20 protein-coding genes are annotated in these 20,230 nt (G+C 62.1%); 13 read left to right on the top strand and 7 right to left on the bottom strand.

Features of this window, described 5'->3' with window-relative positions:
• The first annotated feature begins 124 nt into the window (after nucleotides 1-124).
• The 4 genes from GCT13_RS17615 to GCT13_RS17600 all read left to right on the top strand — a co-directional run bounded on the left by GCT13_RS17615 (nucleotide 125) and on the right by GCT13_RS17600 (nucleotide 4,788).
• A complete protein-coding gene (locus GCT13_RS17615; RefSeq protein WP_152760246.1) occupies nucleotides 125-1,327 on the top strand; it encodes a cation:proton antiporter in 1,203 nt (400 codons plus the stop codon).
• A 172-nt stretch (nucleotides 1,328-1,499) separates the two neighbouring features.
• The gene (locus GCT13_RS17610; RefSeq protein ID WP_152760244.1) at nucleotides 1,500-2,615 is read left to right on the top strand and encodes a YbdK family carboxylate-amine ligase; all 1,116 of its coding nucleotides are present in this window, start codon (nucleotides 1,500-1,502) and stop codon (nucleotides 2,613-2,615) included.
• A 682-nt stretch (nucleotides 2,616-3,297) separates the two neighbouring features.
• Nucleotides 3,298-3,942: a MarR family winged helix-turn-helix transcriptional regulator gene (locus tag GCT13_RS17605; protein ID WP_090870692.1), complete on the top strand. Its 645-nt coding sequence runs from the start codon at nucleotides 3,298-3,300 to the stop codon at nucleotides 3,940-3,942.
• Between the two features lie 132 nt (nucleotides 3,943-4,074).
• Nucleotides 4,075-4,788, top strand: coding sequence for a glutamine amidotransferase (locus GCT13_RS17600; protein WP_152760242.1), 714 nt, complete (start codon nucleotides 4,075-4,077; stop codon nucleotides 4,786-4,788).
• On the opposite strand, the gene GCT13_RS49275 is transcribed toward GCT13_RS17600, so the two are convergent.
• Nucleotides 4,767-4,967 carry a hypothetical protein gene (locus tag GCT13_RS49275; protein WP_227746883.1) on the bottom strand — a complete coding sequence of 67 codons (201 nt, stop codon included), beginning with the start codon at nucleotides 4,965-4,967 and terminating at the stop codon, nucleotides 4,767-4,769. The two genes, GCT13_RS17600 and GCT13_RS49275, sit on opposite strands and share 22 nt — an antisense overlap.
• 189 nt (nucleotides 4,968-5,156) lie before the next feature.
• Here GCT13_RS49275 and GCT13_RS17590 point away from each other — a divergent pair, with 189 nt between their 5' ends.
• Together GCT13_RS17590 and GCT13_RS17585 are read left to right on the top strand one after the other, a co-directional pair.
• Entirely contained in the window at nucleotides 5,157-6,269 is a 1,113-nt protein-coding gene (locus tag GCT13_RS17590; RefSeq protein WP_152760238.1) for an NADH:flavin oxidoreductase/NADH oxidase, read from the top strand.
• A gap of 260 nt (nucleotides 6,270-6,529) precedes the next feature.
• Complete coding sequence (locus GCT13_RS17585) at nucleotides 6,530-7,012, top strand: SET domain-containing protein (RefSeq protein WP_152760236.1); 483 nt, start codon at nucleotides 6,530-6,532, stop codon at nucleotides 7,010-7,012.
• A 56-nt stretch (nucleotides 7,013-7,068) separates the two neighbouring features.
• Here GCT13_RS17585 and GCT13_RS17580 read toward each other — a convergent pair whose 3' ends face one another.
• Together GCT13_RS17580 and GCT13_RS17575 are read right to left on the bottom strand one after the other, a co-directional pair.
• Nucleotides 7,069-8,568, bottom strand: a complete 1,500-nt coding sequence (locus GCT13_RS17580) for a sensor histidine kinase (protein WP_152760234.1) — start codon at nucleotides 8,566-8,568, stop codon at nucleotides 7,069-7,071.
• A gap of 189 nt (nucleotides 8,569-8,757) precedes the next feature.
• The gene (locus GCT13_RS17575; protein WP_007581727.1) at nucleotides 8,758-9,444 is read right to left on the bottom strand and encodes a response regulator transcription factor; all 687 of its coding nucleotides are present in this window, start codon (nucleotides 9,442-9,444) and stop codon (nucleotides 8,758-8,760) included.
• Nucleotides 9,445-9,560: 116 nt separating this feature from the next.
• Between GCT13_RS17575 and GCT13_RS17570 the strand changes: the two genes are divergently transcribed.
• Nucleotides 9,561-9,791, top strand: coding sequence for a DUF3717 domain-containing protein (locus GCT13_RS17570; RefSeq protein WP_152760232.1), 231 nt, complete (start codon nucleotides 9,561-9,563; stop codon nucleotides 9,789-9,791).
• A gap of 109 nt (nucleotides 9,792-9,900) precedes the next feature.
• Here GCT13_RS17570 and GCT13_RS17565 read toward each other — a convergent pair whose 3' ends face one another.
• Together GCT13_RS17565 and phhA are read right to left on the bottom strand one after the other, a co-directional pair.
• Nucleotides 9,901-10,242 carry a 4a-hydroxytetrahydrobiopterin dehydratase gene (locus GCT13_RS17565; RefSeq protein WP_407670809.1) on the bottom strand — a complete coding sequence of 114 codons (342 nt, stop codon included), beginning with the start codon at nucleotides 10,240-10,242 and terminating at the stop codon, nucleotides 9,901-9,903.
• Between the two features lie 53 nt (nucleotides 10,243-10,295).
• On the bottom strand, nucleotides 10,296-11,186 hold the full coding sequence (gene phhA / locus GCT13_RS17560; protein ID WP_152760228.1) for a phenylalanine 4-monooxygenase: 891 nt from the start codon (nucleotides 11,184-11,186) through the stop codon (nucleotides 10,296-10,298).
• A 142-nt stretch (nucleotides 11,187-11,328) separates the two neighbouring features.
• Here phhA and GCT13_RS17555 point away from each other — a divergent pair, with 142 nt between their 5' ends.
• Nucleotides 11,329-11,820: an Lrp/AsnC family transcriptional regulator gene (locus tag GCT13_RS17555; protein ID WP_087738562.1), complete on the top strand. Its 492-nt coding sequence runs from the start codon at nucleotides 11,329-11,331 to the stop codon at nucleotides 11,818-11,820.
• 19 nt (nucleotides 11,821-11,839) lie between these two features.
• Here GCT13_RS17555 and GCT13_RS17550 read toward each other — a convergent pair whose 3' ends face one another.
• Nucleotides 11,840-12,370: a class IV adenylate cyclase gene (locus GCT13_RS17550; protein WP_152760226.1), complete on the bottom strand. Its 531-nt coding sequence runs from the start codon at nucleotides 12,368-12,370 to the stop codon at nucleotides 11,840-11,842.
• Between the two features lie 324 nt (nucleotides 12,371-12,694).
• A complete protein-coding gene (locus tag GCT13_RS17545) occupies nucleotides 12,695-13,594 on the bottom strand; it encodes a LysR family transcriptional regulator (RefSeq protein WP_152760224.1) in 900 nt (299 codons plus the stop codon).
• Between the two features lie 158 nt (nucleotides 13,595-13,752).
• On the opposite strand from GCT13_RS17545, the gene GCT13_RS17540 reads away from it, so the two are divergent.
• From GCT13_RS17540 to GCT13_RS17520, 5 genes are all read left to right on the top strand, one after another.
• A complete protein-coding gene (locus GCT13_RS17540; RefSeq protein WP_152760222.1) occupies nucleotides 13,753-15,276 on the top strand; it encodes a CoA-acylating methylmalonate-semialdehyde dehydrogenase in 1,524 nt (507 codons plus the stop codon).
• A 149-nt stretch (nucleotides 15,277-15,425) separates the two neighbouring features.
• On the top strand, nucleotides 15,426-17,150 hold the full coding sequence (locus GCT13_RS17535) for a GMC family oxidoreductase (protein WP_321574426.1): 1,725 nt from the start codon (nucleotides 15,426-15,428) through the stop codon (nucleotides 17,148-17,150).
• Between the two features lie 247 nt (nucleotides 17,151-17,397).
• Complete coding sequence (locus GCT13_RS17530; protein WP_090870649.1) at nucleotides 17,398-18,177, top strand: ABC transporter ATP-binding protein; 780 nt, start codon at nucleotides 17,398-17,400, stop codon at nucleotides 18,175-18,177.
• The gene (locus GCT13_RS17525; RefSeq protein ID WP_152760218.1) at nucleotides 18,174-18,929 is read left to right on the top strand and encodes an ABC transporter ATP-binding protein; all 756 of its coding nucleotides are present in this window, start codon (nucleotides 18,174-18,176) and stop codon (nucleotides 18,927-18,929) included. The genes GCT13_RS17530 and GCT13_RS17525 overlap by 4 nt, the downstream gene beginning before the upstream one ends.
• Nucleotides 18,930-18,977: 48 nt before the next feature.
• Nucleotides 18,978-20,192, top strand: a complete 1,215-nt coding sequence (locus GCT13_RS17520; RefSeq protein WP_152760216.1) for an ABC transporter substrate-binding protein — start codon at nucleotides 18,978-18,980, stop codon at nucleotides 20,190-20,192.
• The last annotated feature ends 38 nt before the right edge of the window (nucleotides 20,193-20,230 follow it).

Genomic DNA, 20,230 nt, shown 5'->3' with positions numbered 1-20,230 from the left:
TGACAACTCGCAACGCCGGCAGACGCGAACCGATCGCGGCAACGGATACGGCTTGCGCCTCGCGTGCCGCCGGCGTTTGCCCGTTCGCGTTGCCAGCGGTTGTCGTAAAGGAGAAGCCACCACGATGAAGTCGGCGTTTTCATTCTTTCCAGCCTGGCCGCTCACGCCCGATGCCATTTTCTGGGCAGGCCTTGCATTGCTCGCTGCGGGGCTCGTCGGCGAGTTGTGCTATCGCGCGTGGCATCTGCCGCGCGTTTCGGGCTATGCCGTGATCGGACTGGTCGCGGGCGCGGCGGGGTCCGGCGTGATCGATCCGGAGTCGTCGGCGGCCGCGCGTCCGTTGCTCGATGTCGCGCTCGGTCTTCTGCTGTTCGAGCTCGGCAGCCGGCTGGACTTGCGCTGGATTCGCCGCAATACATGGCTCATCGTGTCGAGCGTCGCCGAATCGACGCTGACGTTCGTGCTCGTGCTGCTCGTGCTGTTGTTCCTGAAAGTGCCGACGGTGACGGCGCTCGTGCTCGCGTCGATCGCAATGGCGACGTCGCCCGCGATGGTGATCCAGCTGAAAACCGAGCTGCGCGCGGAAGGCCAGGTCACGCAGCGTCTGATGACGCTCACCGCGCTGAACAGCATGTATGCCGTGATCGTCGAAAAGCTCGCGTCGGGCTGGCTGCATCAGGAGGCCTACGGCAATCTGCTCGCGACGATTCTTCAGCCGCTTTATCTGCTGATCGGTTCGCTGATCCTCGCGTACCTGGTTGCGCGGACCATCACGTTCTTTTACAAGCGTGTGAATCTTCAGGACGAGCACTCGTTCGTCGCGCTGTTCGGTCTCGTTCTGCTGGCGATCGCGGTTGCGCATGTCTTCAAGCTGTCGACGATACTCAGCCTGCTCGCCGCCGGCATCATCGTGAAGAATCTGGAAGCGCGTCCGCAGCTCTGGCCACAGCATTTCGGCACGGCCGGCTGGCTGTTGACGGTGATTCTGTTCGTGCTCACCTTGACGACCTTCGAATGGAAGGACATCGTGATGGGCGGTATCGCCGCCGTCGGACTGATCGCCGCGCGGCTGATCGCGAAGCTGGTCGGCGTGCTCGCGTTCGCCAGGCCGAGCGGTCTGAACATGAAGCAGGGCATGGCGCTCGGCCTGTCGCTGTCGCCGATGTCGGCGCTTGCATATCTGCTCGTCGACGACACCTACCAGCTTTATCCGAATTTCGACCCGACGCTGCGCGCGATCATCATGTGCACGATCGTCGTATTGCAGCTCGTCGGGCCCTGGCTCGTGTACCGCTCGCTCGCGCTCGTCGGCGAGCGGCGCGAGTGAACACGCATTAGCGCGGATGAGCGCGGCAAAATGAGCGCAGCACGAAGGGCTGCAAAACGCGCGGCAAATCGTTCGCGCACCCGGTGCGCCTGGCCGCCGCATCCGACAAGTCAATCCGGCCGGACGCGTTCGACATCGTTCGCCGTCCGGCCGACATGAATCAGGAAACGCCATGTCACTCGAAGCCTTCGTCGATTCGAAACCGTTCACGTTCGGTGTCGAACTCGAGATGCAGGTCGTCAATACGCACGACTATGATCTGACCAAAGCGGGCACAGATCTCATGCGGCTCATCAAGGACGAAAAGATTCCCGGCAACATCACGCCGGAAATTACCGAAAGCATGATCGAGCTGTCGACGGGTATCTGCACGACGCACGAGCAGGCCGTCGCCGATTTGAGAGCGATTCGCGATGTGCTCGTCGCCGCGGCCGACCGCCTGAACGTCGGCCTGTGCGGCGGCGGCACGCACGCGTTCCAGCAATGGAGCGAACGGCAGATCGTCGATACGCCGCGCTTTCAATACCTTTCGGAACTCTACGGTTATCTTGCGAAACAGTTCACGGTGTTCGGCCAGCACGTGCACATCGGCTGTCCGGATGCGGATAGCGCGTTGTTCCTGCTGCATTCGATGTCGCGCTACATCCCGCACTTCATCGCGCTGTCGGCATCGTCGCCGTTCGTGCAGGGCGTCGATACGGGGTTTCACTCGGCACGCCTGAATTCCGTCTTCGCGTTTCCGATGTCGGGCCGCGCGCCGTTTGTCCTCACGTGGGAGGGCTTCAAGGAATACTTTTCGAAGATGGTGCATACGGGCGTCGTCAACAGCATGAAGGACTTTTACTGGGACATCCGGCCCAAGCCCGGCTTCGGCACGATCGAAGTGCGGGTGATGGACACGCCGCTTTCGGTGGATCGCGCGGCCGCCATCGCGTGCTACATCCAGACGCTCGCGCGGCATCTGCTGCTCGACAAGCCGTTGACGCCAAAGGAAGACGACTACCTCGTCTACACGTTCAACCGCTTCGAGGCCTGCCGGTTCGGCCTCGCCGGCACTTGCATCGATCCGCAGACGGGCGAACGCCGCACCATTTCCGAAGACATCATCCACACGCTCGAACGCATCGCGCCTCACGCGGATGCGCTGGCTTCGGGCAACGCGCTCGAGGAAATCGGCGCGATCGCGCGCGGGCAGGTGAACGATGCGACCTGGCTGCGCAACGTCGTCAAGGAGGAAAAATCGCTACATGAAGTCGTGCGGCAGCAGTGCCTGCAATGGCGCGCGTGAGCCGGGCCGGACGATTCGACGCGGTATGCGCTTCCGGCGCTTCCGGCGCTTTCGCTGCACGGCAAATAGGCGGAGGAGCATCACGCCGACGAAACCCGCTTTTTTGCGGGTTTTTTTATTTGTCGAATGCCGGTGACGGGTGCTTCAGGTATTTCCAATGTTTACGTATACAAACGTAGTAGTAGTTAACAAGCATTGCGTTTGCCTGTGGACAACCGAATAATTTCCTGAAAACTCAATGGACTGTGTAAACGATAACCGCGCGGAACGGTCGTGTATCGCGACCGGGAACCAGGGACAACGATCTGCCGGACGTTCGTCGGCGCTGCTGTTATCAAGAATCGGCGCACAAGTCGTCCCGGCCTTATCCCGGGGTTATCCACAGATTGCATGGGATAACTTAGCTGTACGATTCGCCGCTCTCGAATAGAATGTCGTTTTTCGTCGTTGCCGCCTGTCTTCGAGCAGGAAAGCGAAACAGTCGCAACGGAACACGGAGCGTTAGCAGCGTCTGTGCAAGCGGCCGAAACAGGCCTGCGTCACAGGTATTTTTTGAGATAGTAGATATTGGCGAGCCGGATTGGCCGGCGAATCGTCGTCCCCAACAGACTGTCGGCGCGCCGGCATCGCATATCGGATGTCGACGTGCAACGGCATGCAGTCAACAAACGAACGAAAGACTATGAGCGAAGGCGTATACGGAGAGCAGGCAACCGGGCGGGTGACCCACAGCCTGTTGCGACTCAGCACGGCTATGCGGAGCCAGGCATGGGAGTGGGCGGAAGGCGCGGGTTTGACGCCGACTCAAGGCGAAATCCTCGTGCTGCTGATGCAGCGCAAGGGGCCGATGCGTCTCGGCGAAATCGCCCGCGAAACGGCACTGACGGCCGCGACCACGAGCGATGCCGTGAGCACACTGGAAAGCAAAGGCCTGGTGGAAAAGCGCCGTGCCCTCGACGACGGACGCGCGCTCGCCGTGCGTCTGACGGCACGCGGCCGCACCGCGGCCAAGCGCGCCGCGCAATGGCCCGACTTCCTCGCGAAGGCGGTCGGGACGCTGCGCGACGAAGAACAATCGACGTTCTATCGCACGCTGCTGAAGACGGTGCGCCAGTTGGAAGTGCAAGGCCATATTCCGCCGCACCGGATGTGCGTGACCTGCACGCATTTCGATGCGAGCAAGAACCCGAAGAAAACGCCGCATCGCTGCATGCTGCTCGATCTGTCGATGGCGGACACCGATCTGCGTCTGGACTGCTCGGTGCACGAAACGGCCGACGCCGCCACGCAGAAAAAGACCTGGAAGATCTTCGCGCAGCAAGCCTGAGTCGGCTAAACTGCGAAGCCGGCCGCCGATCGATCGGCGCCGGCTGAGCGCGCGTCGCCCGTGCATCGGCACGCGGCGGGTCTTCCGACGCGTCGTTCGGCGTGTTTAGTCAACCTGACGGTGGATTTGCCGATGAATCACGAAGTTCTGGCCATTCGCCACGTGCACTTCGAGGATCTGGGCAGTCTCGAACGGGTGCTCGGCGACCGGGGGCGCCCCGTCCGTTATCTGGACGTCGGCTTTGCGCGCATCGAGGCGCCGAACCCTGTGATGCCGTCGCTGATGGTGATTCTCGGCGGCCCGATCAGCGCGTACGACGACGACCGTTACCCGACGCTCGGACCGCTCGTCGCGATGATCGAAAAGCGCATTGCGGCCGGTTTGCCGACGCTCGGCATCTGTCTTGGCGCACAACTGATCGCGCGCGTGCTCGGCTCGCGCGTCTATCCGTCGGGCAACACCGAAATCGGCTGGACGCCGCTGACGCTCACCGACGCAGGCAAGCGTTCACCGCTGCGCCATCTCCACGGAGCGCACACGTCGATGCTTCATTGGCACGGTGATACTTTCGATCTTCCGCAAGGTGCGGTGCATCTCGCATCGACGCCTGCCTGTCAGAACCAGGCGTTCTCATGGGGCAAGCACGTGCTTGGCCTGCAATGTCATCCGGAAATCCGCACCGACCGATTCGAGCCGTGGCTGATCGGCAATGCCGGCGAGATCGCGGCTCATGGCCTCGACGTCCGCAAGCTGCGCGCCGATACGGCGATGCACGGCCCGACGCTTGAAGCCGCGGCCTGCACGATGTTCGGCGAATGGCTCGATCAGCTCGCCACGAAGTCCTGAAATTCCGATAGACCGCCGTGCATAACCGCGTTTTTACCGTCGATGCCGTGCTGACCGGCAAGATTGCGCCGCTCGGCGAGCATGGCAAAACGAGAGCAATTGGCAAGACGCGCGCTCGAAGGCATGGCGAAGCTCGATACGCTCACGGCTTCGTGGCGGAAGATCGCGATCAGGCGCATCGAAAGCGGCCAGGTCGAATCGTGGACGAAGCGCCTCGACACGCCCGTCGCTCAACGTTGATTCCGCTGATCCGTTTCATTTGCCGCGCGTTTCAGACGTGACGGTAGCGAAGCAGCCGACCGTCTGCAGCAAATCGGACCGGGTGCTATCCTCGATCGCTCTTGAGTTTGAACGGGGCATCCCAGGCCATGAGCGCTCTCTTCACTCCGCTCACGCTGCGTAGCGTGACGCTGCCAAACCGCATCGTCGTGTCACCCATGTGTCAGTATTCCGCCGAACGCGGCGAAGCGACGGCGTGGCACATGATTCACCTCGGTCATCTCGCGTTGTCGGGTGCCGGCATGCTGTGCATCGAAGCGACCGCCGTCGAGCCCGATGGCCGCATCACGCCCGCAGATCTCGGCCTGTGGGACGACGTGACGGAAGAAGCGCTGAAGCCCGTGCTCGCCGCGATTCGCAAGCATTCGAAAGTGCACGTCGCGATGCAGCTGTCGCATGCGGGCCGCAAGGCATCGAGTCACGTGCCGTGGGAAGGCGGACAACTGATTCCCGTCGTCGAAGGAGGCTGGCTCCCGCATGCGCCGTCGGCGCTGCCACACAAGGCTGGCGAAGAGCCGCCGCTTGCGCTCGACATTCCGGGCCTCAATCGCATTCGCGAAGCGTTCGCAGCGACGGCGCGCCGTGCCGCGCGTCTCGGCATCGATGCGCTCGAAGTGCATGCCGCGCACGGCTATCTGCTGCATCAGTTTCTGTCGCCGCTTGCCAACCAACGCACCGACGAATATGGCGGCTCGCGCGAAAACCGCATGCGATTTCCGCTCGAAATCTTCGACATCGTGCGTGCCGCATTTCCGGCCGACAAGCCCGTCGGTGTGCGCGTGTCGGCTATCGATTGGGTCGACGGCGGCATCACGATTGAAGAGACAATCGCCTTTGCGCAAGAGTTGAAGAAGCGTGGTTGCGACTGGATCGACGTGTCGTCGGGCGGGGTGTCACCGTTGCAGAAGATTCCGCTCGAGCCCGGTTATCAGGCGCCGTTCGCAAAAGCGGTGAGAGCGGCGACGGACATGACGACGATCGCCGTCGGCCTCATCACGGACCCCGAGCACGCCAACGGCCTGATCGAAGAAGGCGACGCGGATCTCGTCGCGATGGCCCGCGCGATGCTCTACGATCCGCGCTGGCCGTGGCACGCGGCGGCGAAGCTCGGCGCAAGCGTCGATGCGCCACCGCAATATTGGCGCTCGCAACCGCGCGATCAGAAGACGTTGTTCGGCGACATTTCGTTCGGTCAGCGCTGACATGTTTGCTTTCCAGTGCGCAGGATTTGCCGCGAACCGTTCGCTGCAATTGAGGATGGTCACGTTTGACGGTTGAACGAAGCCGCATCATCCGTGTACGATTTCGGTTGTGACGCTTCGTGCATCACATGTCGACGCGGCGCCAGCACGGCGCCGCGTTTGCTATCCGCGTCGGAAAACCAGCGTGACGGATGCGGCACACAAGGCGGCATCGCCGAACAAGAGCTTGCTCACCCAACGTTCTACAAAGGATTGATTCAATGAGTTCACGCAGGATCGCTGTGCGTCAATCGGGCGTGCACGGCAAAGGCGTGTTTGCACTCGAACCGATCGCAGCCGGCGAGCGGCTGATCGAATACAAGGGCGAACGGATCTCGTGGAAGGAAGCGTTGCGGCGCCATCCTCACAATCCGGACGAGCCAAATCACACGTTCTACTTCGCGCTCGACAACGGGGACGTGATCGACGGCAAGGTGAAGGGCAATAGCGCTCGCTGGATCAACCACTCGTGCGCGCCGAACTGCGAGGCGGAGGAACTCGATGGCCACGTATATATCGACGCATTGCGCAATATCGCCGCCGGCGAAGAGCTGTTCTACGACTACGGGCTCGTGATCGACGCGCGGCAGACGAAGAAGCTGAAGAAGGAATACGAATGCCGCTGCGGCGCGCGCAAGTGTCGGGGCACGATGCTCGCCGAGCCGGACAAGAAAAGCGAGAAGAAGTCGAAGAAGAAAAAGTGAGCGGCGCGCTGCCGTGACGGAGGCAGCGCGTTCACGATCCCGCTATCCGACAGTTGTCACGGATCGACCGGCGCATGCGCCGGTTTTTTTGTGTCGCGCACGGGATCGCGCTCAGCCAGCACGGCGCCCGTCGCGACCGGAAGGCGCACGATGAAGCGCGCGCCGCCTTCAGGTGCATCTTCGTAATGCACGCTGCCACGATGCAGCACCATGATGTCGTGCACGATGGCAAGGCCGAGACCTGCGCCACCATCGACGCCTCCGTCGCTCTGCCCCTGGCCGTCGCCGCGGAAGAAGCGCTTGAAGAGATCGGGCTGCTGTTTCGGCGGAACGCCGGGGCCGTTGTCCTCGACGGTGACTTCCGCCATCGCGACGCCGTCCACCACGACCTGCGAGACGGTCATCGTGATGCGCGCGCCGTCGAGCCGCGACGGCGGCACATACTTCAGCGCGTTGTCGAGCAGATTCGCGATCACTTCGCGCAGCAGCACGGGATTGCCGCGCGCGACCAGCGGATGATCGTTCGACGGATCGTCGAGCCGTTGAAAACCGAGGTCGACATGCACGGCGAGCGCGCGCGGCACCCATTCGGCGCCCGTGTCGAAGGCGAGCGACGCGACATCGAGATTGACGAAGCGCGCGGCCTGTTCGCCCGGCTCGGCGCGCGCCAGCGACAGCAACTGGTTCGACAGACGCACCGCGCGATCGGCGGCCGCGCGCAGTTCCTTGACAGCCGCGAGCGTCTGCTGCGGATCGCGTGCGATGGCCGCCTGCTCCGCGTGCAGCTTGATCGCGGTGAGCGGCGTGCGCAGCTGATGCGCGGCGTCCGCGATGAACTTGCGCTGCGCGTCGAGCGCGCTTTTCAGGCGGTCGAGCAGACCATTCAGCGCGCCCGTCAGCGGACGGATTTCGACGGGAACGAAGGTTTCGTCGACGGGTTCGAGCGACGTGTGTGTCTGCCGGTTCAGCGAATCGGCGAGATCGGTGAGGGGGTTGAGCTGCTGGTTCACGACGCGCCACACGATGACCCAGCCGGCGAGCAGCAGAAGCAGCAGCGGCATCATGATTGCGATCAGAAACTCGGCGGCGATGCGAAAGCGATGACGCACAGGCTGGCCGACTTCGATGACGACGGGATTGCCCGTTGGCTGATCGACGCGCACTTGCGCGACGCGCACGGCCGTGCCCTCGTGCTGCGTTTCGAACACATACGCGTAGTGCATGCGCCTTACGTTCGTGCCTTGCAGCGGCAGCTTCGGATCGCCGGCGATTTCGGCATCGCCCGTGCTGATCCGGTAGACCAGTTGTTCGACGGGATCGGAGAACATCGCCTGCGCGAGCGGCGGCACCGTGATCGGCGCCTCGGGACCGGCGATCTGGATCTGCTTCGAAATGGCCGTAGCGAGATCGGCGAGCGAACGGTCGACGACGTGCTGCGTGTATTGCCACGCGAGCCAGTATGCGATGAGGCCGCTCATCAGCGCGAGCAGCGAAAGCGGAGCGGCGAGCCGGCGCAAAAGCTGGCGGCGCAGGCTATTCGCGGCGGGATAGGGCATGATCGAACCCGCGATAAAAAGCTGGCGCCGACGGACGATCGGCAGCGTCAGCGCACGTTTGAACGGCGGGTTTCAGCGGCGCGCGCCCGACGGGTCGCACGAGGACGCATGACGCATGCAACGTGAGGCTCGCGCGATGTCGCCTGTCGGACAGCCCGGACGCCGTCAGACCAGACGGTCTGACGACAATTATGACGCCTGTCGGATTTCCTGGAGCAGATAGCCGAAGCCACGCACCGTGACGATCTCGACGCGGCAGTTCTCCAGTTTCTTGCGCACGCGGTGCACATAGACTTCGATGGCCGTATCGCCGAGATCGCCGCCGAAATGCGTCAGGTGATCCTGCAGTTGCGCTTTGCTGACGACGCGGCCATGGCGCAGCAGCAGCATTTCGAGCACGGCGAATTCGCGCGGCGACAGCTCGAGCGGCTTGTCGTCGTTGAAGATGCGGCGATCGACGCCCGACAGACGCACGCCGCCCAGCGACACTTCGGGACGCGGCATGTCGCCGTGCGGCCCGCTGCGGCGCATCACGGCGCGAATGCGTGCTTCGAGTTCGGCGGGCTCGAACGGCTTCAGCATGTAGTCGTCCGCGCCGGAGTTGAGGCCTTGCACCCTGTCGTTCAGTTCGTCGCGCGCGGTCAGCACGATCACGGGCGTATGACGGTTGCTCTGACGGAAGCGCGAGAGCAGCGTCATGCCGTCGATTCCGGGCAAGCCCAGATCGAGGATCACGAGTTCGTGGCGGTTTTGCGTGAGGGCCTGTTCGGCGAAGATGCCGTCGTGGACCATGTCGACCGTGAAGCCGGCTTGTTCGAGACTGCTTTGGATGCCGCGTGCGATTGGGCGGTCATCTTCGATCAGAAGGAGTCGCATGGATTTCGCTCAAGTACAATGGGTTAGGCATGAGGCACGCGGTTCGCCGGGGCGCCTGCTGCACAGAATGCCGTGCGACGTGCCGTTCGATACGGCCTTCGACAGATCAGCAAGCCATGTCCGATATTACGATCTACGAACTGGAAGCCGCGATCAATTTCTGGCGTACCCGCTCGCCTTCGAGCGGCGACGAACTCGTTCTGTGCAAGGAGGCAAGCGCGCTCTCCAAGCCGTATGCGCTGATGATTGTACAGCGTCAGACCGTGCTGACGCAGGAAGGTTTGGACGAGACTGCCCGCGCCGCGTGGGATTCTTACGTGTCCATTAAAAATGGCCTAACGAAGTGAAGGTTTGGTCGCCTGATGACCTGCAAAATGCTTTCACTTCTGGCTTTCATCCGTATTTTTAAGTGTAGTTCGCTTTCTTCGGATCAGCGTTCTGCGCATCACTTCCGCATTATTTCCCGCCGGCGACTTCGTCGATAAAACGCGCGAGGCGAATATCGCGCTCGGTGACGCCGTTGGCATCGTGCGTCGACAGCGTGATCTCGACGTTGCTGTAGACGTTGAACCACTCGGGGTGATGGTCCATCGCCTGCGCCTTGATCGCGACGCGCGTCATGAAGCCGAATGCTTCATTGAAGTCGGCGAACCTGAATTGCCGCGTGATCGCGTCGCGGCCTTCGACGTTCTGCCAGCCGTTCAGTTGCGCGATCTGTGTCGCGCGTTCATCGGAAGAAAGTTTCTGGATCGTCATCGTGTCACCTGTTGAGACCGTACGCGTCGGCGCAGCGCCCACGTGCGGATTCGTTCTATTTTTTCACGGTTGAATGTGAACTGCAGCGCGCCGCGTCAGACGTCGCCGTCCGTCGCCCAGCCTTCGCCCGTGCCGCGCGTGATGACACGATCCGTCGCGCGCACTTCGCCCGCCGGAAACGGCGTTGCGTCGGCGAGCCTGGCCAGCAGCGGCGCGAAATCGGTGCGCGCGACGTCGAACAGCTGCGAGAAATCGTCGATGACGAAGTAGGTCTTCTGGAACGTGTCGATCCTGTATTGCGTCTGCATCACGCGCTCGAGGTCGAACGCGATGCGGTTCGGCGCGTCGCTTTGCTGGCTGTAGAGTGTTTCGCCCTTGCTCGACACGATCCCCGCGCCGTAGATCTTCACGCCGTTCGGGCTCGCGGCATCGCGGGTCAGGCCGAATTCGACCGTGTACCAGTAGAGGCGCGCGAGCAGCGGCAACGCGTTAGCATCGTGCGCGGCAAGGGCGGCGCGGCCGTATCCATGCATGTAATCGGCGAAAACGGGGTTGATCAGCAGCGGCACATGGCCGTACAGATCGTGAAAGCAGTCGGGCTCCTGCAGATAGTCGAGCTGGTCGGGGCGGCGCATCCACCATGTGACGGGAAAGCGGCGGTTCGCCAGATGCCCGAAGAACACCTGATCCGGCACGAGGCCCGGCACAGCGACGATTCGCCAGCCGGTCGCGGGCATCAACTGCTCGTTGATCGCATCGAATGACGGCACGCTTTCCGGCGACAGATTCAGGCGCGCCACGCCTTCCAGGAACTCGTCGCAGACTCGCCCCTTGAGCAGCGCCGTCTGCCGAGTGTAAAGCTGCTTCCATACCGCGTGATCGACCGCGCCGTAGCGATGCATCGGCTGGTCGATGGTGAAGTCCGCACGGGTTTCGAGGCCGGCGTCGAATTGCTCCTTGAGTTTCGCGGTGTTCGGGACGGACATGGCTTGCTGGCTGCTTCGATCGGGAAATTGGATCGTGCGAGTGTAGAGCGGGCAGGGCGCGGAAAGGGCGCAGCTTCGGCGCGATATGGCTTTGGAATGCGATAATCGTGCATCGAATGGCTAAACGATGCGGAGAAATCACATGGTAGAGCTCGATCACTTCGATCTGGCGCTTCTCGACGTGCTGCAGCGCTTCGGGCGCGCGACACATCAGCAACTCGGCGAACAGGTGCCGCTGTCGCCGTCGCAGATCGGGCGGCGCTTGCAGCGGCTCGAGGCGATCGGCGTGGTCGACGGCTATCGCGTCGTCCTGCGGCCAGAAAAGCTCGGGCTCGGCGTGACGGCATTCACGAGCCTGAAGCTGAAGCATCACGGCGATTCGATCATCGAGCAGTTTCAGCAGCAGATCGACGTGCTGCCCGAGGTGCTGGAATGTCACGCCGTGGTCGGCGATGCGGACTATCTGCTGCGCATCGTGGCGCCGGATCTGAACGCGCTGTCGTCGTTCGTGATGAAGAAGCTGATGCGCGTGCCGGGCGTCGACAGCGTGCGCTCGAACATCGTGCTCACGACGTTCAAGCGCAACGGCCCGCTGCCGCTCGGTCATCTGGCGCCGGGCGCGCCAGCCGCCTGACCGGCGTGTCTTGCGCGGATCAGGCGGCCTTTAGCGGCTCCTGATTCAGCATATCGACATAGGCGATCGCGACGAGATCCGATTCCGGCACGCCGAGCCTTGCGAACATCTCGTGTGCTTCGGCCTCGCCGCCTTCTTCGTCGTCATCCTGCGCGAGCACGACTTCGAGCTCGACGAAATCGCCCAGACCATCCACCCGATCCAGATGAATCCGCGTGCGTCCGACGATATAGACGTGGCGCTCCTTCGTGACGATCCCGCGCGTCGTGAGCGCGGTGGCGAGCAGCGAGTGCATCGCTTCGGGGTTCGTCACCGGGCTGCGCGTGTAGTACGACGCTTTCGGGCCGTCGCGGTCGTCGCGCTGATAGAAGATCAGCTCGGCGGGCGTGCCGTCGTCGAACTGGCGCAGCTTCAGACGGCCGCGCGGCACGTCGTAGAAGAAGTCCTGCTGGCGGAAAATCAGCGGAGCGTCAGGCGAAAGCGCTGCGGCGCGCTCACGAAGCTGCTCGAACTGCTGGGCGCGGGCCTTGATTTCGATGTTGCGTGCCATGTGAAGCTCCTGTCGGAAGGTGAGCGTGAACGGCTTCTGACGACGGGACCGCCTGCCTCGATGATCTGAGTGCGCCCGCCGATCGTCAGAGGCCCGTTAGAGCCAAAAGGGGTTTGAAGCAGGATTTGAAGCGGATTCCAGGAACAGTGGGAAAACGGCAAAGCGTCAATCTAGCAAAAAGCTCATGACGATGGAGTTAAAGGCCACAGCGCCTGACGGGTGCTCAATTGGTGCGCAAAGACGCTGAAAATGCCGCAGTGTCATGAGGTCGGCTGATATCTATCGCGAGATGCGGCTGGTCGTGTGCCTTCATGCGCTCGCTGCTCAGGTCGACCACTGCTGTTCGATCAGCTTTAACGCGGCGGCAATCGCCGGTTCGTCCATTTGCGCGGCGAGCGTGATGAACGTCAGTTCCGTGGGCACCGTCACGCCTTCGACGATTGTCAGCGCATGTGCGTGCGCTTCGGCGAGCGCGGTCGAATCGCGCGCAAGCGTGAGCCCGACGCCGGATTTGACGAGATCGAGCATCGACGGTTCCTGGTCCACTTCGGCGACCTTGATCGGCTTGACGCCCGCTTCGGCGAAGCGGCGCGTGAGCAGCCGGTTGTGCGCGGACGCGGGCGGCGTCCAGATCCACGGCAGCGCGGCGAGCGCGCGCCAGTCGCGCGCGCTTTTCACGCGATCCTTCCAGCCGGCGGGCGCGAGCACACGATATTGAAAGTGCGTCAGCGTGACAGCGTGGAAGATCGCGCCGTCGCGTGCTTCGTCGTCGGCGGGCTGGCCGATGTAGTAGCCGACGTCCAATTCGCCCGCCCGCACCTGATCGCGCACCCAGCCCGACATGCCATGCCGCAACTGCGTTTCGATATGCGGCCATGTTTCGACGAGTTGCTTCAGAAAGCCGCCGAGCCGCAGAAACGCCGGGTCGAGTATCGTGCCGATGCGCAGGCGCCCGCGCACTTCCTGACGCAGCGTGGCGGCCGCGCGTTCGACGTCGCCGGCGGCCGCGAGCGCGCGTTCGGCGTGCGGCAGCAGCGCCTGTCCGTCGCGCGTGAGCGCCAGCCCATGCGACGTGCGCGTAAACAGCGTCACGCCCAGCGCAGCCTGCAGATTCTTGATCTGCAGGCTGACGGCCGGCTGGGTCAGATGCAATTGTGCCGCCGCGCGCGTCAGATTGCCTTCTCGCGCGACCGTTGCGAATGCGCGCAGCAAGGTCAGGTCCATCCGCTGATATTAACGCGCCTTATATCGCAGTTGAGCATTACTCATTGGATTCGCAGGGCGTTTGCCGATTACGCTTGGATGATGACGTGACGAGCCGCATTCATTGCATCGCAGCATCGACTATCAAAAGCACGACTTTCATGAGACCAGGAGACATCATGAGCGAGACCGACCAGACCCGGGCGCAAGCGCGCGCGCTGACGCATATGATCAACGGCCGTCCCGTCGATGGCACGAGCCAGCGCTTCGGCGACGTATTCAATCCGGCGACGGGCGACGTGACGTCGCGCGTGCCGCTCGCGAGCGTCGCCGAAGTGGATGCGGCCGTCGCCGCCGCTATAGCCGCGTTTCCCGCATGGAGCGAAACGGCGCCGATCAAGCGCGCACGTGTGCTCTTCAAGTTCAAGGAATTGCTCGACCGTCACCACGACGAGCTCGCCGAACTGATTACGCGCGAGCACGGCAAGGTGTTCTCCGATGCGAAGGGCGAAGTGATGCGCGGCATCGAGATCGTCGAATTCGCGTGCGGCATTCCGAATCTGCTAAAGACCGATTTCTCCGATCAGATCGGCGGCGGCATCGACAACTGGAATCTGCGTCAGCCGCTGGGTGTCGTCGCGGGCATCACGCCGTTCAACTTCCCGATGATGGTGCCGTGCTGGATGTTCCCCGTCGCGATCGCGTGCGGCAATACGTTCGTGCTGAAGCCGTCTGAACGCGATCCTTCGGCGTCGAACCGTCTTGCTGAACTGCTGAAGGAAGCAGGCTTGCCGGACGGCGTATTCAACGTCGTGCATGGCGACAAGGTGGCCGTCGATGCGCTGCTTGCTCATCCCGACGTGAGCGCGCTGTCGTTTGTGGGCTCGACGCCGATTGCCGAATACATCTACACGGAAGGCACGAAGCACGGCAAGCGCGTGCAGGCGCTGGGCGGCGCAAAGAATCACCTCGTCGTGATGCCGGATGCCGATCTCGATCAAGCTGTCGATGCGCTGATCGGCGCGGCCTATGGTTCGGCTGGCGAGCGCTGCATGGCGATTTCGGTGGCCGTCGCGGTCGGCCATATCGCGGACGAACTGATCGAGAAGCTCACGCCGCGCGTGAAGTCGCTGAAGATCATGAACGGCATGGAAGCCGAAGCCGAGATGGGTCCGCTCGTCACGGCGGCGCATCGTCAGAAGGTGTCGGGTTATATCGATGCGGGTATCGAGGCGGGCGCAAAACTCGTCGTCGATGGACGCGGTCATCAGGTGGCTGGTCACGAGAAGGGCTTCTTCCTTGGTGGCACGTTGTTCGACGACGTGAAGACCGATATGAAGATCTATCGCGAAGAGATCTTCGGTCCGGTGTTGTGCGTCGTGCGCGTGCCCGATTTCGCTTCCGCCGTCGAGCTGATCAACAAGAACGAGTTCGCGAACGGCGTGTCGTGCTTCACGTCGGATGGCGGCGTCGCGCGCGCGTTTTCGCGGCAGATTCAGATCGGCATGGTCGGCATCAATGTGCCGATTCCCGTGCCGATGGCGTGGCACTCGTTCGGCGGCTGGAAGAGGTCGCTGTTCGGCGATCACCATGCCTATGGCGAAGAAGGCGTGCGCTTCTATACGCGCTACAAGAGCGTGATGCAGCGCTGGCCGGACAGCATCGCGAAGGGCGCTGAGTTCACGATGCCCGTCGCGAAGTAAGGCGGCTTCAGTGCAATAACAGAGCAAAGGCATTGCCTTCGTTCGAGGGCAATGCCACGCAGCAATGTAGAAGAAGAAAGCACGAGACACACCGAATGCCCAAACCGCAATGAGATGCCATGCAACGTGGCCATGCGAAGGAGACAAGGGTGAGCACGACAGCAGAATCGCGCGCAACGAGCGCAACGAGTGCAAGAAAACTCGAAGGCGAGTTCGATTACATCATTATCGGCGCGGGCACGGCAGGCTGTGTGCTTGCCAATCGCCTGAGCGAAGATCCCGACGTCACAGTGCTGCTGCTCGAGGCAGGCGGCAAAGACGATTACCACTGGATTCATGTGCCCGTCGGCTACCTCTATTGCATCGGCAATCCGCGCACTGACTGGCTCTATAAAACGTGCGCGGAACCCGGACTCAACGGACGCGCGCTGTCCTATCCACGCGGCCGCGTATTGGGCGGCTGCTCGTCGATCAACGGCATGATCTACATGCGCGGTCAGCGCGAAGACTACGACGAATGGGCGCGAGTGACGAACGATGCGTCGTGGTCGTGGGATGCCGTGTTGCCCGTGTTCAGGCGCAGCGAAGATCACCACGGCGGCGCGAACGAATTTCACGGCGCGGGTGGTCAATGGCGCGTCGAAAAGCAGCGCCTCAAATGGAAGATCCTGGAGAAGTTCGCCGAAGCCGCGCAGGAAACGGGCATTCCCGCCACCGACGATTTCAATCGCGGCGACAACACGGGCGTCGGTTACTTCGATGTGAACCAGAAGCGCGGCATTCGCTGGAATGCGTCGAAGGCGTTTTTGCGGCCCGCGATGAAGCGGCCGAATCTCACCGTCATCACGGGCGCGCACACGCAGCGCGTCGTGTTCGAAGGCAAGCGCTGCGTCGGTGTCGACTATCGCGGCGACAATGTCGAGTACTTCGCGAAGGCGCGCATAGAAGTCGTCATGAGTTCGGGCGCGGTGAACTCACCGCAACTGCTCGAGCTGTCGGGCGTCGGTAACGGCGCGCGTTTGCAGAATCTGGGCATCGAAGTCGTGAATGATCTTCGCGGCGTCGGCGAAAATCTTCAGGACCATTTGCAGTTGCGCATGGCCTACAAGGTGCACGGCGTGCGCACGTTGAACACGGCCTCGGCGCACTGGTGGGGCAAGATGATGATCGGCCTGCAGTATCTGTTGATGCAGAGCGGGCCGATGTCAATGTCGCCATCGCAGCTCGGTGCGTTCGCGAAGTCCGATGTCGACGACAGACTGCTCACGCGTCCCGACCTCGAGTATCACGTGCAGCCGCTTTCGCTCGACAAGTTCGGTGAGCCGCTTCATCGCTTCAATGCGTTCACGGCATCCGTGTGTCATTTGCGGCCCACGTCGCGCGGCAGCATTCACATCGAGTCGCGCGATCCGCATGCGCCACCGTTGATCGCGCCAAATTATCTGTCGACGGATTACGACCGTCATGTGGCCGCCAATGCGTTGCGTCTGACGCGCCGTATCGCGGCAGCGCCTGCGTTGAAGCGATACAGGCCAGAAGAAATCTTGCCCGGCATCCAGTTTCAGACCGAGGAGGAATTGCAGATCGCGGCGGGCAATGTCGGCACGACCATCTTCCATCCTGTCGGCACGTGCCGCATGGGCACGGCCGATGACCCGGGCGCAGTCGTTGACAGCCGCCTGCGCGTGCTGGGTGTCGAAGGACTGCGCATCGTGGATGCATCTGTGATGCCGACCATCACATCGGGCAACACGAACTCGCCGACATTGATGATTGCGGAGCGCGCGAGCGACATGATTCGCGCCGACCGTCGCGCACGAAGAGACGCTGTCACGATCGAAACGCATGCCGCGTCTACGATGTCCGTTGCATGACACGCAACGTTTAACGTTTCATTCGGCAAAGGTCGCATTAAACACTAAGTGCAAATCCCAATGATTGCGCTGCATCATTGGCGAGACAATGGCACCCATGCTGCGTGGTGCGGCATGGATGACCGTCCGCGTTGGTGCACCACGCCACGATTGGCTCGGGGATGTCTTTGCCAATGAACAGTCGCGCCGAATCGTCGCGCGAAATAAAACGCGGTAGTGCTTCGCCTTACTTCGCATGGAAGGGAACATGATTCTCGGCGATACGATACTCGAAACGCGCGGGCTCACACGTGAGTTCAAGGGTTTTACCGCAGTCAACAGTGTGAACCTTCGCGTGAAGCGCGGTTCTATCCACGCGCTTATCGGGCCGAACGGTGCGGGCAAGACCACCTGCTTCAATCTGCTCACCAAATTTCTCGTGCCCACTGCGGGTCAGATCGTCTTTAACGGCGTCGACATTACGGGCGAGCGTCCGGCACAAATCGCGCGCCGCGGCATCATCCGTTCATTCCAGATTTCTGCTGTATTTCCGCATCTGACTGCATTGCAGAATGTACGCATCGGCTTGCAGCGTCAGCTGGGCACGGCATTTCATTTCTGGAAGAGCGAGCGCACGTTGAGTCAACTCGATGATCGCGCAATCGATTTGCTGACGCAGGTCGGTCTGACCGATTTCGCCGATGTGCGCACCGTCGAACTGTCGTATGGCCGCAAGCGCGCGCTCGAAATCGCGACGACGCTCGCGATGGAACCTGAACTGATGCTGCTCGATGAACCGACGCAAGGCATGGGTCACGAAGACGTCGACCGCGTGACTGCGCTGATCAAAAAAGTATCGAGCGGTCGCACTATCCTGATGGTCGAACACAACATGAATGTGATTGCCGGCATCTCCGACACGATTACCGTCCTGCAACGCGGCGAGGTGCTCGCCGAAGGCACGTACGCGGAAGTCTCGAAGAATCCGCTCGTCATGCAAGCCTATATGGGCAGTGCGGACGCGGCGCTCGCCGGAGCGCATGCATGAGCACAGTGAGCGAACAGGAAAACACGGCAGTCAGTACGGTGAGCGGCGAACCGGCGCTGGAAATCGCCGGCTTGCAGGCGTGGTACGGCGAATCGCATATTCTGCATGGCGTCGATCTGACCGTGAGCCGCAGCGAAGTCGTCACGCTGCTCGGCCGCAATGGCGCCGGCCGCACCACGACGCTGCGCGCAATCATGGGCCTGACGGGGCGCCGCACGGGCTCGATCCGCGTCGGCGGGCGCGAAACGATTTCGATGCCGACGCATCGAATTGCGCATTGCGGCGTCGGTTATTGCCCTGAGGAGCGCGGCATTTTTTCGAGCCTGTCGTGCGAAGAAAATCTGCTGCTGCCGCCGCCCGTCGGCGACAAGTCGTTGATGATGTCGATCGACGAGATCTACCAGATGTTTCCCAATCTCCAGGAACGGCGGATGAGCCAGGGCACGCGTCTGTCGGGCGGCGAGCAACAGATGCTCGCTGTCGCGCGCATTCTGCGTACGGGCGCGAACCTGCTGTTGCTCGATGAAATCTCCGAGGGTCTTGCGCCTGTGATCGTGCAAGCCCTCGCACGCATGATCGTGACGCTGAAGGCGCGCGGCTACACGATCGTCATGGTCGAACAGAACTTTCGCTTTGCCGCGCCGCTCGCCGATCGTTTCTATGTTATGGAGCATGGACGCATCGTCGAGCACTTCGAAGCCAAGGAGCTCGAAAGCAAAATGCCCGTGCTGCACGATCTGCTCGGGGTGTAAGCACCTGATTGCCTCTGACAACCACAACGCAGAACGAAGGAGACAGTAATGAAAAGGAAGACACTCGCGCGACTCGCGTCAATCTGTTTTGCGGCGGCCGCAAGCGTCGCATTGACGACGGGCAGTGCGCGGGCTGCCGATGATGCAGTGAAGATCGGTTTCATCACCGACATGTCGGGTCTTTATGCCGACATCGACGGGCAGGGCGGTCTCGAAGCGATTCGCATGGCAGTGGCGGATTTCGGCGGCAAGGTGAACGGCAAGCCGATCCAGGTCGTGTATGCGGACCACCAGAACAAGGCCGACATCGCCGCTTCGCGCGCGCGTGAATGGTTCGACCGCGATGGCGTCGACCTGCTGATCGGCGGCACGAACTCGGCGACGGGTCTGTCGATGAACCAGGTCGCGGCCGAGAAGCACAAGGCGTACATCAGCATCGGCGCGGGTGCCGATACGCTCACGAACGAGCAGTGCACGCCGTACACGATTCACTATGCGTACGACACGACGGCGCTCGCGAAGGGCACCGGCTCGGCCGTAACGAAGCAGGGCGGCAAGACCTGGTACTTCCTGACGGCCGACTACGCGTTCGGCAAGGCGCTCGAAAAGGCGACCAGCGACGTCGTGAAGGCCAATGGCGGCCAGGTGCTCGGCGCGGTGCGTCACCCGCTGTCGGCATCGGACTTCTCGTCGTTCCTGTTGCAGGCGCAAGCGTCGAAGGCGCAGATTCTCGGCCTCGCGAACGCGGGCGGCGACACGATCAACGCGATCAAGGCCGCGAAGGAATTCGGCATCACGAAGTCGATGAAGCTCGCCGCGCTGCTGATCTTCATCAACGATATCCACAGCCTCGGCCTCGAAACGACGCAGGGCCTCGTGCTGACGGACAGCTGGTACTGGAACAAGGACGCGACCACGCGCAAGTGGGCGCAGCGCTACTTCGACAAGATGAAGAAGATGCCGTCGAGCCTGCAGGCGGCCGACTATTCGGCGACGATGACCTACCTGAAGGCGGTGCAGACGGTCGGTTCGACGGACGCCGACAAGGTGATGGCGCAGCTGAAGAAGCAGAAGATCGACGACTTCTATGCAAAGGGCTACATCCGTCAGGACGGCAGCATGATCCACGACATGTACCTGATGCAGGTGAAGACGCCGGCCGAGTCGAAAGAGCCGTGGGATTACTACAGGATCACCGCCACGATTCCGGGGGAACAGGCCTTTACGACAAAGCAGGAAACGCGCTGCGCACTGTGGAAGTAAGCGGCGCCGAGGAGCGCCTGCCCGTCTCGTTCATGTAG

Source organism: Paraburkholderia franconis (assembly GCF_009362735.1).
Taxonomy (GTDB): domain Bacteria; phylum Pseudomonadota; class Gammaproteobacteria; order Burkholderiales; family Burkholderiaceae; genus Paraburkholderia; species Paraburkholderia franconis.
This window is presented reverse-complemented; position numbering and strand designations above follow the sequence as displayed.